The 15,097-nt window shown below is 38.6% G+C and carries 18 protein-coding genes, 1 tRNA gene and 1 pseudogene; 15 read left to right on the forward strand and 5 right to left on the reverse strand.

Translation table 11 applies throughout. The features are described 5' to 3' along the window. The first annotated feature begins 218 nt into the window (after positions 1-218). From H0Z31_11775 to H0Z31_11810, 8 genes are all read left to right on the forward strand, one after another. Complete coding sequence (locus H0Z31_11775; protein MBO8178122.1) at positions 219-572, forward strand: DUF1360 domain-containing protein; 354 nt, start codon at positions 219-221, stop codon at positions 570-572. Between the two features lie 300 nt (positions 573-872). Beyond that, complete coding sequence (locus H0Z31_11780; GenBank protein ID MBO8178123.1) at positions 873-1,340, forward strand: YhcN/YlaJ family sporulation lipoprotein; 468 nt, start codon at positions 873-875, stop codon at positions 1,338-1,340. A gap of 12 nt (positions 1,341-1,352) precedes the next feature. Further along, on the forward strand, positions 1,353-1,817 hold the full coding sequence (gene spoVAC / locus H0Z31_11785) for a stage V sporulation protein AC (protein MBO8178124.1): 465 nt from the start codon (positions 1,353-1,355) through the stop codon (positions 1,815-1,817). Continuing rightward, positions 1,817-2,833 carry a stage V sporulation protein AD gene (gene spoVAD, locus H0Z31_11790; GenBank protein MBO8178125.1) on the forward strand — a complete coding sequence of 339 codons (1,017 nt, stop codon included), beginning with the start codon at positions 1,817-1,819 and terminating at the stop codon, positions 2,831-2,833. Before spoVAC ends, spoVAD begins: the two co-directional genes overlap by 1 nt. Positions 2,834-2,851: 18 nt before the next feature. Then, positions 2,852-3,208, forward strand: coding sequence for a stage V sporulation protein AE (gene spoVAE, locus H0Z31_11795; GenBank protein MBO8178126.1), 357 nt, complete (start codon positions 2,852-2,854; stop codon positions 3,206-3,208). Positions 3,209-3,362: 154 nt separating this feature from the next. After that, positions 3,363-3,503: a YjcZ family sporulation protein gene (locus H0Z31_11800; GenBank protein MBO8178127.1), complete on the forward strand. Its 141-nt coding sequence runs from the start codon at positions 3,363-3,365 to the stop codon at positions 3,501-3,503. A 122-nt stretch (positions 3,504-3,625) separates the two neighbouring features. Next, positions 3,626-3,886, forward strand: coding sequence for a stage VI sporulation protein F (locus H0Z31_11805; protein ID MBO8178128.1), 261 nt, complete (start codon positions 3,626-3,628; stop codon positions 3,884-3,886). A gap of 94 nt (positions 3,887-3,980) precedes the next feature. Continuing rightward, positions 3,981-4,253 (forward strand): hypothetical protein, encoded by a 273-nt coding sequence (locus H0Z31_11810; GenBank protein ID MBO8178129.1) that lies wholly within the window; start codon positions 3,981-3,983, stop codon positions 4,251-4,253. A gap of 11 nt (positions 4,254-4,264) precedes the next feature. On the opposite strand, the gene H0Z31_11815 is transcribed toward H0Z31_11810, so the two are convergent. The 4 genes from H0Z31_11815 to H0Z31_11830 form a co-directional block, all read right to left on the reverse strand. Continuing rightward, entirely contained in the window at positions 4,265-4,945 is a 681-nt protein-coding gene (locus tag H0Z31_11815) for a DUF421 domain-containing protein (protein MBO8178130.1), read from the reverse strand. Positions 4,946-5,058: 113 nt separating this feature from the next. Continuing rightward, the gene (locus H0Z31_11820) at positions 5,059-5,481 is read right to left on the reverse strand and encodes a GNAT family N-acetyltransferase (protein ID MBO8178131.1); all 423 of its coding nucleotides are present in this window, start codon (positions 5,479-5,481) and stop codon (positions 5,059-5,061) included. 6 nt (positions 5,482-5,487) lie between these two features. Further along, the gene (locus H0Z31_11825; protein MBO8178132.1) at positions 5,488-6,000 is read right to left on the reverse strand and encodes a 2'-5' RNA ligase family protein; all 513 of its coding nucleotides are present in this window, start codon (positions 5,998-6,000) and stop codon (positions 5,488-5,490) included. Positions 6,001-6,161: 161 nt separating this feature from the next. Continuing rightward, positions 6,162-6,887, reverse strand: coding sequence for an esterase family protein (locus H0Z31_11830; GenBank protein ID MBO8178133.1), 726 nt, complete (start codon positions 6,885-6,887; stop codon positions 6,162-6,164). Between the two features lie 128 nt (positions 6,888-7,015). Here H0Z31_11830 and H0Z31_11835 point away from each other — a divergent pair, with 128 nt between their 5' ends. From H0Z31_11835 to H0Z31_11865, 7 genes and pseudogenes are all read left to right on the forward strand, one after another. Then, positions 7,016-7,561 (forward strand): phosphatidylglycerophosphatase A, encoded by a 546-nt coding sequence (locus tag H0Z31_11835; GenBank protein MBO8178134.1) that lies wholly within the window; start codon positions 7,016-7,018, stop codon positions 7,559-7,561. A 241-nt stretch (positions 7,562-7,802) separates the two neighbouring features. Next, entirely contained in the window at positions 7,803-8,780 is a 978-nt protein-coding gene (locus tag H0Z31_11840) for a TAXI family TRAP transporter solute-binding subunit (GenBank protein ID MBO8178135.1), read from the forward strand. A 108-nt stretch (positions 8,781-8,888) separates the two neighbouring features. Beyond that, positions 8,889-9,410: a DUF1850 domain-containing protein gene (locus tag H0Z31_11845; protein MBO8178136.1), complete on the forward strand. Its 522-nt coding sequence runs from the start codon at positions 8,889-8,891 to the stop codon at positions 9,408-9,410. Then, positions 9,394-11,358 carry a TRAP transporter permease gene (locus H0Z31_11850; GenBank protein MBO8178137.1) on the forward strand — a complete coding sequence of 655 codons (1,965 nt, stop codon included), beginning with the start codon at positions 9,394-9,396 and terminating at the stop codon, positions 11,356-11,358. The genes H0Z31_11845 and H0Z31_11850 overlap by 17 nt, the downstream gene beginning before the upstream one ends. Before the next feature lie 93 nt (positions 11,359-11,451). Continuing rightward, a complete protein-coding gene (locus H0Z31_11855; GenBank protein MBO8178138.1) occupies positions 11,452-12,087 on the forward strand; it encodes a DsbA family oxidoreductase in 636 nt (211 codons plus the stop codon). 108 nt (positions 12,088-12,195) lie between these two features. Further along, positions 12,196-12,268, forward strand: a tRNA-Val gene (locus H0Z31_11860). A gap of 239 nt (positions 12,269-12,507) precedes the next feature. Next, a pseudogene (locus H0Z31_11865) lies at positions 12,508-12,928 on the forward strand (ATP-binding protein). Between the two features lie 270 nt (positions 12,929-13,198). Here the strand turns inward: H0Z31_11865 and abc-f are convergent. Then, on the reverse strand, positions 13,199-14,818 hold the full coding sequence (gene abc-f / locus H0Z31_11870; GenBank protein MBO8178139.1) for an ABC-F type ribosomal protection protein: 1,620 nt from the start codon (positions 14,816-14,818) through the stop codon (positions 13,199-13,201). Positions 14,819-15,097: the final 279 nt, after the last annotated feature.

The raw sequence follows: 15,097 nt of genomic DNA on the forward strand, positions 1-15,097 counted from the left end.
TTATTCGTAATTGTCCATAAACACAACGGCCACGCAAGGAATCGTACAAAAAGCAACGTCGATCAACAGTAATTTTATTTTTATGAAATCAACTACATTAGATTCTTTATCAAGATTAATGCATCATTCATCATTCTCAGTTACTAATTCACCTACCTTATGACTTTTAGTGAGTGAGCTAATACACGAAGTAGAGCACAATAGAAAGGGGCGCAATTATGCATGTTTCCTGGTTGTTCCTATTTATATTAAGTTTTGCAGTGTTTCGTATGACTCGGCTCCTCGTTTTTGACCGTATAACTGAATTTATCCGAGCCCCTTTTTTTGAAAAAATAAAAGAGAGAGATGAAAACGGGGAATGGGAAACGTATCTTGTGCCGAAAAAAGGGGGGATTCGTGGATTTATCGGTGAATTGCTAAGTTGCTATTGGTGTATGGGAATTTGGGTGACGGGCTTTGTTCTTGCTGCCTATTGGTGGTATCCAACCATATCGTTTCCGTTCATTCTTCTTTTTTGTATTGCTGGCTTAGCCGCTCTTATTGAGTCTGTATTGCAACATTGGTTCAATTAGGTCATGCATAAAGAACAATATCTGTATGTGTGCAACATATAGTAGAAAAGAGCATTCTTTTACAAGAGAGAGGAGAAAGGTAATGATACAAAAACCGGTTAAAGTACAGAAAAATAGTACCATCGTTAAACATCCGAAAACAAAAAAAGGTGGATGTGGCTGCGGAAAAAAGAAAAAAACATACCGTAGCTTCTTTCGATATTAAACTCGGCTCATGCCGGGTTTTTTCGTGTGATAAAACATAAAATCTGAATTTCGGAAAAAACTAATGATAACGAAAAAAACATAAGGAGAATGGTGATGAAGAAACAATGGATTGTTAGTACATTTACGTTGGTTCTTTTTCTTTTCGGATGTGCAGGGGGAAATGATGAAATAAAGGATAGCCAGCTTTCTTTACTGAAAACCACGAATCCCCCTCCGTTAGAACTAAATAAGGAGAAGGAAACGGTCGCTTCTCAAGTCAAAAAAGAAGTGCAACAGATGAAAGAACTATACGATGTGGCCGTCATTGTAGGTGAAGAGGATATTTTAGTGGCTTATAAAGTGAAGCATCTTTATCGTATTCGTATGAAAAAAATTGAAAAGAATCTCAAAAAAACGTTAGAGAAGAAATTTCCAGGTGAAAACTTTTCTGTCTCCAGTGATTACAAAGTTTTTCTTGAAGCTGTTCGATTAAAAGAAAAACTAGATGAAGGAAAAATAAGTAAAAAAGAAGCGAATAAAAAATTAAAAAAGTTAATTAAATTGAAGGATAAACAAACATAGGAGGTCTCTGGAATGAAAAACCAACAACAAGTTCAACAAGAGTATCAGCAGTTAGAAAAGCAATTAGAGATAAAACGTCCACTGTTAAAAAATTGCATTAAAGCTTTCTTTGTTGGAGGGACGATTTGTCTCATTGGACAGGCCGTTACATATTTTTATGTTTATTTCTTTAATTTTACGGAACAATCGGCTGGGAACCCAACCGTGGCAACAATGGTATTTTTCTCTATGTTGTTGACGGGATTCGGTATATATGACCGTATTGGCCAATTTAGTGGGGCTGGAAGTGCGGTACCGGTTACAGGCTTTGGTAATGCAGTTATTTCAGCGGCGATCGAACATCGGACGGAAGGATTTGTCCTAGGTGTTGGCGGGAATATGTTTAAGCTTGCTGGCTCGGTCATTTTATTCGGTGTATTTTCCGCGTTTGTTATAGCCATTATCAAAACGATCCTCATTAAATGGGGGGTTATTTAATGAAAAAAGGAAATGGTAGTTGGGTATTTCCTAATCAGCCGACCATCCTTACGACAGGGGTAGTGGGGGGACCTTTTGAAAAAAACGGGTTACTAAAAGATGACTTTGATTTTTTTTACAACGATTTATGGATGGGACAAAAATCGTACGAAAATGCGCATCGAGTGCTGATTGAAGATGCTGTTCAAACCGCGTTACAAAAGAAAAAGATATCCCCCCAACAAGTGCAATTTTTTCTATCTGGGGATTTAATCAATCAAATCACTCCTTCGAGTTTTGCTGCTCGTTCGATCGGTATCCCGTATATTGGCCTTTTCGGAGCATGTTCCACGTCAATGGAAGGATTAGCGTTATCTGCGATGATTATAAATGGTGGTGGTGCAGATTACGTCGTAACTGGGGCAGCAAGCCATAATGCAGCAGTAGAAAAGCAGTTTCGATACCCAACAGAATACGGCAGTCAAAAACCTCCAACCGCACAATGGACGGTCACTGGAGCAGGATATGCGCTCATCGGGACAAGAGAGCAGGAGGTGAATCCTGCTCCACGAATTATATCAGCCACCATTGGAAAAGTGTTAGATTTAGGATTGAAAGACCCGTTTAATATGGGGGGAGCTATGGCGCCTGCTGCTGTGGAAACCATCACCCAACATCTGGAAGATTTAAACATTGAACCATCCTATTATGACCTCATTGTCACAGGAGATTTAGGAACAATTGGTCGTAATGTGGCATTAGAGTTATTTGATCAAAGAAAAATCGCCATCGATAAATCGATGTTCCAAGATTGTGGACTCATGATTTATAGAGACGGCCAACCGGTGCAAGCTGGGGGAAGTGGTGCCGGCTGTTCTGCAACAGTCTTGTACGGACACTTATTGAACCAAATGAAGGAAGGAACGTATAAGCGAATATTAGTAGTTGCTACAGGAGCTTTATTAAGTCCATTAACGTTTCAACAAAATGAATCCATTCCATGCATCGCGCATGCGGTGGCTATCGAATGGATATAAAGGAGGGTGATTCGAAATATGCTGGCCATGTTTTTTTGGGCGTTTGTCGTTGGTGGACTTATTTGTGTCATCGGCCAACTGTTGTTTGATGTAGTAAAGTTTACACCAGGGCATACGCTAAGTACATTAGTTGTTATTGGCGCAATTTTAGAAGGATTCGGTTTGTATGAACCATTAATTGATTTTGCTGGTGCAGGAGCCACTATTCCGATTACGAGTTTTGGTAATGCGCTTGTTCACGGAGCAATGCAAGAGGCGGAAAAACACGGTCTTGTCGGTGTATTAACCGGAATGTTTGAAGTGACAAGTTCTGGTATTTCAGCAGCCATTATTTTTGCGTTTATCGGTGCGCTTATATTTAAGCCAAAAGGTTAAAAACAGCTTTCATGAGCTGTTTTTTTTATTTTTTTAAAGTAAAGGTATTTGTTTGCAAGGAAGAAAACGCGGGGAGTTAGGATGGTGCCTATACCGTTTGTAGAGAAATGACATATGTTAATAGTGAGCTTAACAAAAAGTGAGGTGACTGTTCATGTTTGGTTACGGTGGTTACGGCGGTTACGGCTGTGGTTGTGGATACGGCGGATACGGCGGATACGGCGGAGGATCAACATTCGTGTTAATCGTTGTATTATTCATCTTGTTAATTATTGTAGGCGCAAGCTTCTGCTAATGGATTGAGGGTGAAGGATGGGATCTCGTATGGTTGATTCCATCCATTTTGTTTTTTTTATCACCAATGAGGATGTCGTATCATACGTTAACAGTAGATAAAAGGGAGGGCGGAATGAACAAATGGATAATCAATTTTTTAAGAACATCGAGAAAAAAACCGGTGTCAATATGAAAGACGTATTTGAATTAGCGAATTCGCTGCAAAATGCGAATTTTAATGATGAGAAAACGATACGTGGAGTCATTAAGCGAGTTTCTCAAATTGCGAATAAACCTGTGTCGAAAGAGTTAGAAGATAAAATTGTGCAATCAATTATTAAAGATGGCAAAAAAATAGACTTTGGTACGATTTCCAATATGATCAACAAAAATAACAAATGAGACTTGTCATCAGACAAGTCTTTCTTTTTACGGTCATTAAATGAGAGTAACTAACGTATGAATATGGTAAATACAAGAAAAAAGGAGTGGTCGGATGGGTTATCTCTTACCCCTTTCTTCATTTGAACGGGAACAATTTCATCACCGGATGATTAATGAACAAAAGGAGCTGTATCGGTTAACGGCCACGTATAAATCAATGTTTCAACCGATCGATTCACGATTTCAGCGAAAGGATGTCCCTTTTTCCAAGAAAGAAAAGAAACCCTCCTTTTTCCGCAACCAGTCTGCAGCTTCTCATTCCACCAATGAACAGCTCATTGCAGACATAACCGGGAAAGGACGGCTATTTAATGAAAGAATTTAAAGAAAGCATACTTATTTAGACGAATATCCTTGTATAATCATGGCTTTCCCTTCTTCATACTCGGCGTACAACACCTCGCGAATGGTTGAAAATCCCTCTTTTTTTACTTTTGATTCTAGCCACTGTTGATCTTTTCCAACAAGCTCTAAGTTACGATGAATGATTTCTCCATCCATAATTAAGGCAACAGGTAAGGAAGGGGCGGATAAAGAGAGATCCAAATCCTTCTTTGTTACCGATTCATATTCGGGTTTTTTTAAGGTGCTGATCGTCCCATCTGTTTCCAAAAGAGCATATTCGCATTCCCGAATAGAAAAGATGCCTTTCGATCGAAGGAGATGTTGAAGTTGATTTAAATCTAAATGATTTTTTTTCAATTCTTCATAAATAATTTTCCCTTTTCTTATCACAATGGACGGTGTGCCTTCTAGTACATTCCGCAATTTTCTTGATTTTTGCGTGGCGATTTCTGTAAAAAATATTAACAACCCCCATAATCCGATCGCAAATAATATGTGATGAATATAAACATTTTGATCGAATAACGCATTCCCTACGAACTCACCGAGGATGAGGGCCGAGATAAAATCAAACGCTGTAATTTGGGTAATTTGTGTTTTTCCTAAAAATTTCGTTAAAAACAATAAAGCGAAGTAACCAATAATAAGCTCAATTGTAATTTGTATATACATAAAACGATTCTCCCTCTATATAAATACATTTTCATTGTAGACGGTTTCAAACGTTATCATACATACAAATAAAAAAACGCTTATTCTTTGCCCAAGGAGCAAAGAATAAGCGTTTATAACATTTTTTCCATTGTTTGATGAGGGATGCCAGCGTCCATAAATTCATCAGAAATCACTTTGTAATGGAGCCGTTCGTAAAAAGGAATCGCGTGTGTTTGCGCATTTAACACCACTTTGGATAATTGCTTTCGTCTAGCTTCTTCTTCAATCGCTTTCATAATAAGTTTTCCTGCCCCTTTGTTTCGATAAGCAGGGAGTACACAAATTCGTTCGATTTTTCCTTTCCCATTGAGAATCCTCAAACGTCCCGCGCCTACTGGTTCTTTTCCATCGTATAATACGAAATGGGTTGCTGAATTTTCGTGTTCATCGATTTCTTCTTCAGGAGGAACGTTTTGTTCTTTGACAAATACTTCATGTCGAACAAAAAAAGCATCTTCTAATTGCTCAGGTGTGTCAACGACCTTAACTTCCATGAACCATTATTCCTTTCCTAATCTAAATGTTTCATAAACTGTCCATGAACCATTTTCTAACTGATACAACAAATGGAAACGGTCGATGGTTTCCTCATGTGTAACGTCCAGCATGCGTAGTGAACTGTATACGTCGGCTAATTCCCCATTTGACAGCTTTTGTCCAATTGTAATATGAGGGACAAACATGTATTCAGGTTCCCCGCCTAATTCTCCGGAGTGTAAATCATTATGCAGATTTTTTAACGTTTCCGTGCACTCCACCTTTAAATAAATCACGTTATTTACTGGTTGAAAGGAACTAATTTTGGTTACTTTTAACGGGAAAGGATCATATTTTTTGGCAATTTGATGCAGGGTATCGGCGATTTTTTTTATTTCGTCTTCATCTGCTTCAAACGGGTATTTTAATGTAAGGTGCGGAGGAATCAATGCGTAATGAGGGTCATAACGTTTTCGATAAGAGTTGGCTAAATCTTGGAGCTTCTTTGAAGGGAAGATGGCAATTCCGTACTTCATATGTGTAACCTCCTTATTGGAAATATTTCCAATTGATTAATAATAAATGATGTATATTATTATATCAAATTTTCCGAAATTTTAGTATAGGAAAAGAGAAGGGGTTTCCCTTCTCAATAACCTACTCGTTAAACAAACTTTCGATCAACATACGTTATATTTTATCCAAACATATGGGTAAGTGCCCGTTTTAAATCTGGCTGCCAATATTTCCACGTATGGTCCCCGTCAAATTCTTCATAAAAATGTGAGAAGCCTTTCTCGTTAAACAATTGATGTAGTTGACGGTTTGGTTCTAAGAAATCTTTCACTTGCCCATCTGTCGTTTCAACTGCAGTTTCATTTTTACCAATAATTTGATAGACCGATAATAGTTGTAATTGTTGATGATTTTTTACGGCGTCTAGAACGTGTTCATCGACATAAGGGGATTGGAGAATGGCTTTTCCAAATGTGTGTGGATATTTTAGAGCGGTCATTAATGAAACCGTAGCTCCTAAAGAATCCCCAATGAGCGCTCGTCCCATTCCCATTTGATACGTCGGAAACTCATCGTCTAAAAACGGCACAAGTTCGTGTGCAAGAAAGCGGATGTATGCTTCATTTTGCTCACCTTCTGGATGATATTTCGCCCGGCGATCTTGAACATTCTTATATGGAATTCCAACAATAATTAAATTATCAATTTCCCGGTGATGAAGAAGCTCGTCGACTACGCGTGCAATTCTTCCTAGTTGGAAATAGTCTTTTCCATCTTGAGCAATGAGAAGAGAGTATTTATATAAGGGAGAAAACGTTGCCGGCAAATATACCCAAAGCTGAAGATCTTCATTTAAGGATGTACTATGAAACGTCATTTCTTTAATTTGACCTTTTGGAACTGTCATGCTGATTCCCCCAATTGAATTAGTTAAGCGATTACATTGTACCATAACTTAAGGAAAATTCCCAAAACAGTAATAGAAAGCGTTCCGTGTTATAATGAATAGTAGCTGACAGCTAGGGAGGGAGAAAAATGACACAAAAACGAATTCATTCCGATGAAGTAACAAAAGCGGCACGGCAACGATTACTAGATCGTGGTGTCACGATTGAAGCGATCGCTGAAATTGTCTATGAAATGCAATATCCATACAACCCACAATTAACAATGGAAGAATGTATCGAAAGTGTGGAAAAAGTTTTGTTAAAACGAGAAATTCAACATGCGATTTTAGTCGGTGTTGAACTTGATATGCTAGCAGAACAAAAAAAGCTATCTGAGCCTTTACAAACCATTGTAGAAACGGACGAAGGGCTGTTTGGTGTCGATGAAACGATCGCGTTAGGTGCGGCCCTTGGTTATGGAAGTATTGCTGTTACGACATTTGGGCATTTAGACAAGAATAAAGTTGGAATTATTCGGGACTTAGATACGAAGAAAGGAAAAGGGGTACATACCTTTTTAGACGATATTGTCGGAAGTATTGCGGCTAATGCAGCATCGCGTTTAGCTCACCGTTCCCGTGACCTCGAAGAAGGGCTTAGTCGCGAATTAAATGATGAAGAATTAATTGGATGAAGACCCTTAAACGAGGGTCTTTTAATGTTAGTTATTGTAAGCGTTTGTATACATTTTTTATGCAAAAACTTTGGGAGGGATTTGCCGAATCTAGTAGATTCATATTTTTTAAAAGCATCAACAAATTCTTTCATGCCGAAAAATAATGTCACAAATAATAATAAAAATTTGACAATTGTGTCATAGGTTATGTTAAAATATGATACAGCAATCTGTAATTTTATAAAAGGGGGAATAGAATATGAAGAAGCGTAGCTTTTTTCTTTTCACTGCGTTGATCGTTGCCCTGTCCATGGTGCTTGGAGCATGTGGTACTAACGACGATTCTTCCAATGGTGGAGACGTAGACTTCATTAGTATCGTAACAGGGGGTACGGGTGGTACATATTATCCGTTAGGCGGTATTTTTGCAAAGCTTATTTCAGATGAAACGGACATTGAAGCAAACGCTGTTACTTCCGGTGCTTCTGCTGAAAACATGGCTACGTTAAAAGCAGGCGATGCAGAAATCGCTTTCACACAATCGGACATTGCCACATATGCGGTTGAAGGAAAATTAATGTTTGAAGGAAATAAAGTAGAAAACGTAAAAGCTATCGGTACGCTTTATCCAGAAACGATTCAAATTGTAACAACAAAAAAATCTGGTATTAAGTCTGTGGAAGACTTAAAAGGAAAAGTTGTTTCTGTTGGTGAAGCAGGCTCAGGTACACGTGCAAATGCTGAGCAAATTCTTGAAGTACACGGTTTAACACTTGATGATTTACAAGTTCGTAACTTAGATTTTGGTGATTCTACAACTGGTATTCAAGACGGAACGATTGATGCTGCGTTTATTACAGCTGGTACTCCAACTGGTGCCGTTGAAGGTTTAGCAGCAACAGAAGATATCGTCATCGTGCCTATTGCGGAAGACAAAATCAATGAAATCATTGAAAAGTATCCTTACTATGCAAAAGATGAAGTACCTGCTGGAACTTACGGCATTGAAGAAGCTGCACCTACTGTAGCAGTTCAAGCGATGCTTGTTGTTCGAGAAGATTTATCAGAAGATGTTGTTTATAACATCACAAAAGCGATCTTCGATAACGCTGAAGAAATTGCGAAAACACACGCAAAAGGGGAATTTATCAAAGCGGAAGATGCACTTCAAGGTTTAGGTGTGGAATTACACCCAGGTGCGAAAAAATACTTTGATGAAAAAGGAATTTCCCAATAAGAGGATTTCATGCATACGTAAGGAGGAGAATAGACCGAATAAGTCTTTCGGTCTATTCTTTTCTTGTGTGGAAATATATGCACGGATTATGGAAAAGAAGTGAATCAGATGATTAATAGAAAATTTTTTGTTTTTCTATTATTAAGTCTATTAGGGGGGATTATAATTTTTACTTGTATCCCCTTTCAAAAAGCGGTAATATTTGAAATGCCAAGCAACCATCAACTCCTCGCATATATTCCATTAGATGGTAAACAAACCTTTCAAATTCAATACACCCATTCCATTCATTTATCTGAAGTTCGTGAAACATACCAAGTAATAGAGGATGATCGACTTCAACTAGTCGAATTAATGTATGAAGACATGGCCATTGGAATGCCCCAAGATGCGAGTGAGGGAGAGGTATTCGAAAAAATCGATGGTAAGTATTATATTAAAAATATGAGGCGAACCTTTTCCTTGTTTGATCTTCGTGTAGGGCAAGTGATAGCGAACCATCGGCTGATTTATCAAGATCATGTCTATCCTTTTCACTCTTTTGTCGAACCAGGAACGACAATTCGGATTAAAGTTGATACCCTCACATTGTGGGAGCTTTGGAAAGGAGTGAATGTCATTGAGCGATAAAAAGTTCGAAACGTTATCGCCAGAAAAACAACAGCAGCTGTTAGAAAAATATGATCCAGAATCCGCAACTAGGAAACTATCAGGTGCTGCGAAGTGGATTGCCTTTTTTGGTTTGTTAGCATTTTCGATTTTTCAATTGTTGTCAGCTATTACGCAAATTTTTCCACGACAAATTTTATTGTCTATCCATTTAGGATTTGCCCTTTCGTTAATCTTTTTACTTTTTCCTGCCCGTAAAAGAAGCGGGAAAAAGCATAAAGTTGCTTGGTATGATGTCATTCTATCCTTGTTATCCATTGTGGTCGGATTGTACTGGCCGATCATGCTAGATCAAATTGTCAATCGTGTTGGTCTTTTAACCACAACGGACTTTTTTGTTGGTCTTATTGCAGTTTTATTAGTGTTAGAAGCGACACGCCGAGCGGTAGGACTGCCGATTACGATCATTGCGTCCATCTTTTTAATTTATGCTTACTTTGGTCCATACATGCCGGGCTTTTTAGCACATCGTGGGTTGAAGCTTGAAACCCTTGTGAAAACGATGTTCTATACGTCTGAAGGTATTTTAGGAACGCCGTTGTATGTATCGGCGACATTTATTTTCTTGTTCCTATTATTTGGTGCTTTCCTTGTGAAAACAGGTGTTGGGCAATATTTTAACGATTTAGCGGTAGCGCTTGCTGGTCGCCGTACGGGTGGTCCGGCAAAGGTAGCGATTTTCTCCAGTGCCCTTCAAGGAACGATTAGCGGAAGTTCGGTAGCTAACGTGGTTACTTCCGGTTCCTTTACGATTCCAATGATGAAGCGACTTGGATATCGCAAAGAATTTGCTGGTGCCGTTGAAGCAGCGGCGTCAACAGGTGGTCAATTAATGCCGCCGATTATGGGAGCTGCCGCCTTCTTAATGGTGGAGTTTATTGGTGGTGGCATTACGTATTGGGAAATTGCAAAAGCAGCCGCCATTCCAGCTCTTTTATATTTTTCTGGTATTTGGATTATGACGCATTTTGAAGCCAAGCGTATCGGTTTAAGAGGTCTTTCCAAAGAAGATTTGCCAGACCGTACAGAAGTATTGAAGAAAATTTACTTACTCATTCCGATTTTAGCGGTCATTTTGCTGTTAATGAGCGGTATGAGTGTAATGAGAGCGGCGCTTTGGTCTATTGTTGTAACGATCGCCGTTAGTGCGATTCGTAAGGAAACACGTATTGGGTTTAAACAAATGGTTGAGGCCCTTGTAGATGGAGCGCGTACAGCTCTTGCTGTAGCTGCAGCAACGGCATGTGCCGGTATTATCGTAGGGGTCGTTACAAAAACAGGATTAGGATTAAAGCTCGCTAACGGATTAGTTGATTTAGCGGACGAAAAATTATTCCTAACATTGCTATTTACGATGATTGCGGCGATTATTTTAGGTATGGGTTCTCCGACAACGGCGAACTACGTCATTACTTCAACCATCGCGGCACCAGCTATTATTCTTTTAGGGGTACCTGAACTAGCGGCGCACCTGTTCGTCTTTTACTTCGGTATTATCGCCGACATTACCCCACCGGTAGCCTTAGCCGCGTTTGCCGCAGCTGGTGTATCGGGAGGAGAACCAATTCGTACCGGGCTTAACTCAGCGAAGCTCGCTATTGCCGCGTTTATTATCCCGTACATGTTTGTCTATAATCCAGCGTTATTAATGATTGATACAACGATTCCGCACCTTCTATGGGTCATTTTCACAGCTATTTCAGGAATGATTGCCATTGGTGCAGGGATGATTGGCTACTGGTATCGTAAGCTTATGATTCCTGAACGTCTTCTCTCCATTGCTGGGGGGCTTATGTTGATTTACCCAGAAGGAATGACGGATATGATTGGTCTAGGCATTTTTGTGCTCATGATCGTGCTTCAATTTGTCTTCAAACGTGAAAATAAAGAAGTTAACGCACGTGCGTAACAAATCGAGGGGAGAACCCTCGATTTGTTTTTTAAGCATATTTCTCGCGTTTTAGTAAAAGACGTGATACGTTAGCATTGGAAGGTGAAAAGCATGAAAATTACCGTTTATTCAGATTTTGTTTGTCCGTTTTGCTTTTTAGGCAAACAAACGTTACACGAAGCCGTAAAAGATAAAGATGTAGAAATCGAATGGAAACCGTTTGAATTACGACCTGAAGGAACCCAACCGCTATCACCAAAAAGCCAATACATTCAGCAAGGCTGGAAAATGTCTGTGAAGCCGTTAGCAGATCGGTTAGGAGTTAAGATGATGTTACCGGAAATGGATCCGCACCCACGTACCCAAAAAACGCATGAAGGCTTCCAGTTTGCGAAAGAACGTGGAAAAGGCAAAGAATACGTTGAAGCCGTCTTCCAAGCGTTTTGGCAGGAAGGGAAGGACATTGGAAACGTGGACGTCTTAGCTTCCATTGCTGAAGAAGTGGGCCTTGAACGTGAAAAGTTTACTGAAGCGTTACAAAATGGAGAGTACGCTCAAGCGCATCAAGTTGAGCTCCAACACGCCTACCGTGAAGCGAACGTTACCGCTGTTCCAACGATCATCATCGGAAACCGCAAACTGCAAGGCGTCCAACCGAAAGAAGTGCTTGAACAAGTCATCGCTGAACAAAGCACTGGTCATGACGATCATTCTGGCCAAGCCTGTGGAATCGACGCGTGTGAATAAAACAGTCTTATAAGGCTGTTTTATTCACTCAAAAAAAATAAAAAAACCCGTTGACAGTTCAGGTTAAATCATGTATATTATTAATTGTCCGATACAACAGCATAACTTGATTCCGTAGCTCAGCTGGGAGAGCGCCACCTTGACAGGGTGGAGGTCGCTGGTTCGAGCCCAGTCGGAATCATCAGTTGGAGAAGCCGTAAATCCTTGGATATAAAAGGGTTTACGGTTTTTTGTGTTGTTTTAACTTTAATAAAGTTAGGTGCAGCGGGCTATATGGCGACGAACTTGGCGACCGATTGGCGACAATAGTACAACAGTAGTTATTTTTTAGTGTTAGCTAAACAATGCTTTATTTAGTTTTTCAGTAGCTTCTTTCTGCATGGTAGGTAAAACGTGTTTGGGCTTCCGTAAATCTTACGGGCGATTTAAGCCATTACACAAGGACATACAGCTCTATTTTTGACAGCTGACGATTTAGTAGCCAAGTGCCGTAAGGTCAATGATAAAGGCACTCTCCAACGGCTCTTTAACCGATGGAGTCATTCGGATGTATTAATCATTGATGAAGTCCTCCGGTTATTTTCCTTTTGATGAACTGACTGCCAGTGTCTTCTTTCAAGTCGTATCAAAACGATACGAGCAAGGAGCCATGATTTTAGCATCGCACAAATCTTACCCTGAATGGGGAAAGGTGTTTTGTGACGATGTATTAGCAACGGCCACTTTGGATGGGCTCTTACATCATGCGATTACGTTCAACATCAAGGGAGATTCCTATCGTTTACGAGAAAAGAAAAAGCAGAAATTTATCCTGTTCATGCAACTCCTAAACCATTCATAATGAGGAATATCATTTCGTTGAAATTGGGGAAAATTAAATAGATGTTGACAGTGCGAATTCAAGAGAAATGAAACTACCTGTCCTCTGCGGTATACAGGGGGCAGGTAGCCTAGGTGGTTGTATGTGTTCTATTTTAAGAGTTCAGTTCACTTATGATTCTCTAGACAGAATATCGTTTTTTCGTTTTTGGGATATGGTTTTGTCTTACCTTGATGGACATGACGTGCTACCATCAATTAAACAAAAATTGCATTTGTTTTTAGTGTTATTCTATTCACTTAGCTGTTTCTTTTTTCTTAACAAATCCGTATATTTCGCTTCTAGTAATTGCTTTTCTTCTTCCTTTCTTACAACAGATAATTTGCTAATCGTCTCCGCTAACTCCATTTCAATTGCCAGTAAACTGGTTTCTTTATCTTGTTTTGTGACAGATGTTTTCGTTGCATTCAAATGGTCAATATCTTTTAAAACAGCCTTATTGTTTTCAATAATAAGGACGTGAGTTGCCAATTCTTTCACGAAATAACGGTCATGAGTAACAAAGACAATCGTTCCAGGATAAGCTTTTAACACCTTTTGCAGTGCTTCTTTTGTTTGAATATCTAAATAATTTGTCGGTTCATCGAGTAATAGAACATTGTAGTTTCCTAAAAATATTTTTGCTAATGCTGTTTTAACTCGTTCTCCTCCACTTAACATGTATACTTTTTTATGGACATCTTCTCGCTTGAAAAGCAGTCTAGATAAAATTGTTCGAATAAATTGCTCCGTGTAATTACTCGTTTCTTTTACGTTTTCTAATATCGTCTTGTTTTCATCAAGATTTTCTAGTTGTTGATGAAAAAAGCCTATTCTTACTGGTTTCGCAACTGATATTCCCTCGTGCCCTCTTGCAATCATGTTTAATAATGTTGATTTTCCAACACCATTGTTTCCTATTAGTGCTACTTTTGAACCTGGTTTAATCACGCCATTCAATTGACTAAATAATATGCGCTCTCCCACTTTGGCACTTACTTGTTGAAACGAAATAGCTATTTTACTATGAATTCGATTAAAGCCATTAATATCAAAGATGATATCTTCTTCTGTTTTTGGCTTTTCCTTTTTTTCAAGTTGGTCAATTCTAGATCGAATAGACTTTACCTTTTTATCTAATTTAGCACTTTTTTTACCAATAACACTTTTATACCGTTTTGCTTCCGAATTCCCCATATTATTTGGTGCTTTTTTAAAAGACTTTTGACTAATGTTAAGTGCTGCCTGCTCTAGACGTTGTTTTTCCTTCCTATATTGTTCATATTCAAACCTTTGTCTATCTTTCATATGTTGCTTTTGTTCAAGGTAATTACGATAGTTCCCCTCATAACAGTGAATACGTCCACTATCTACTTCCCAAATTGAAGTACAAACTTGATTAAGGAGTTCCTGATCATGAGAAATAATAACGATGCTCCCATCGAATTCTTTCAGTTCCTTTTCAAGTTTTTCTATCCCTTGAACATCCAAATGACTAGTTGGTTCATCTGCAATAATTAGTTTTGCGTCAGAAGCAAAAGCTGATGCTATTTTCTTTCTCGTTTCTTCTCCCCCACTAAGTGAATGATGCTCCCCTTGAGGAATACCCCAATGATTTTTAAAATTCGAAGCAATTTCGCTTGTTTCTAGAACTTCAAGCTGTGGAATAAAAGAAAATGGGCAAAATATTTTTACAGTTCCTCTATCAGGCTCAAGTTCATTCGCTAATATTTTCACCAAAGTTGATTTTCCTTCACCATTCTTGCCGACGATTCCGATTCTCTCACCATGAAACACTTGGAGTTGATGAGTCTTTATAATTAAACGGTCTCCATAATATTTTTCAATGTTATTCGCTTCTAACAGTAACATAAGAAAATCCTCCTTAGGTTTCTAACGAGGATTAGATGTAGCATTTAGGCATACAGAAATAAACTCCCTTTTTCATAACAGATTCATGAAATAAAGGGCGTAAATCATTTATAAAAATATAGTACCTAAAAATGTACAGACTAATCCTAACTAGACAACATTTATTTTTAAAATAATGTATAAAATTAGGATTACTGTTTCAGGTAACGTCAAGAATTTTGTGTAAGGTTCTATAGAGTATCCTCAGATTATGCTTTATTTGATAATAAATTCATTTAT

It is taken from the genome of Bacillus sp. (in: firmicutes), from assembly GCA_017656295.1.
Lineage (GTDB): Bacteria > Bacillota > Bacilli > Bacillales > JACDOC01 > JACDOC01.

Excerpts from the sequence above, each read along its gene's own strand:
- H0Z31_11815 (MBO8178130.1), bottom strand. The coding sequence starts at position 4,945 with ATGTATATACAAATTACAATTGAGCTTATTATTGGTTACTTCGCTTTA.
- H0Z31_11855 (MBO8178138.1), top strand. The coding sequence starts at position 11,452 with ATGAAAATTACCGTTTATTCAGATTTTGTTTGTCCGTTTTGCTTTTTA.
- H0Z31_11840 (MBO8178135.1), top strand. The coding sequence starts at position 7,803 with ATGAAGAAGCGTAGCTTTTTTCTTTTCACTGCGTTGATCGTTGCCCTG.
- H0Z31_11830 (MBO8178133.1), bottom strand. The coding sequence starts at position 6,887 with ATGACAGTTCCAAAAGGTCAAATTAAAGAAATGACGTTTCATAGTACA.
- spoVAE (MBO8178126.1), top strand. The coding sequence starts at position 2,852 with ATGCTGGCCATGTTTTTTTGGGCGTTTGTCGTTGGTGGACTTATTTGT.
- H0Z31_11835 (MBO8178134.1), top strand. The coding sequence starts at position 7,016 with ATGACACAAAAACGAATTCATTCCGATGAAGTAACAAAAGCGGCACGG.
- H0Z31_11810 (MBO8178129.1), top strand. The coding sequence starts at position 3,981 with ATGGGTTATCTCTTACCCCTTTCTTCATTTGAACGGGAACAATTTCAT.
- H0Z31_11800 (MBO8178127.1), top strand. The coding sequence starts at position 3,363 with ATGTTTGGTTACGGTGGTTACGGCGGTTACGGCTGTGGTTGTGGATAC.
- H0Z31_11820 (MBO8178131.1), bottom strand. The coding sequence starts at position 5,481 with ATGGAAGTTAAGGTCGTTGACACACCTGAGCAATTAGAAGATGCTTTT.
- abc-f (MBO8178139.1), bottom strand. The coding sequence starts at position 14,818 with ATGTTACTGTTAGAAGCGAATAACATTGAAAAATATTATGGAGACCGT.
- spoVAD (MBO8178125.1), top strand. The coding sequence starts at position 1,817 with ATGAAAAAAGGAAATGGTAGTTGGGTATTTCCTAATCAGCCGACCATC.
- H0Z31_11825 (MBO8178132.1), bottom strand. The coding sequence starts at position 6,000 with ATGAAGTACGGAATTGCCATCTTCCCTTCAAAGAAGCTCCAAGATTTA.
- H0Z31_11805 (MBO8178128.1), top strand. The coding sequence starts at position 3,626 with ATGGATAATCAATTTTTTAAGAACATCGAGAAAAAAACCGGTGTCAAT.
- H0Z31_11775 (MBO8178122.1), top strand. The coding sequence starts at position 219 with ATGCATGTTTCCTGGTTGTTCCTATTTATATTAAGTTTTGCAGTGTTT.
- H0Z31_11850 (MBO8178137.1), top strand. The coding sequence starts at position 9,394 with ATGTCATTGAGCGATAAAAAGTTCGAAACGTTATCGCCAGAAAAACAA.
- spoVAC (MBO8178124.1), top strand. The coding sequence starts at position 1,353 with ATGAAAAACCAACAACAAGTTCAACAAGAGTATCAGCAGTTAGAAAAG.
- H0Z31_11780 (MBO8178123.1), top strand. The coding sequence starts at position 873 with ATGAAGAAACAATGGATTGTTAGTACATTTACGTTGGTTCTTTTTCTT.
- H0Z31_11845 (MBO8178136.1), top strand. The coding sequence starts at position 8,889 with ATGATTAATAGAAAATTTTTTGTTTTTCTATTATTAAGTCTATTAGGG.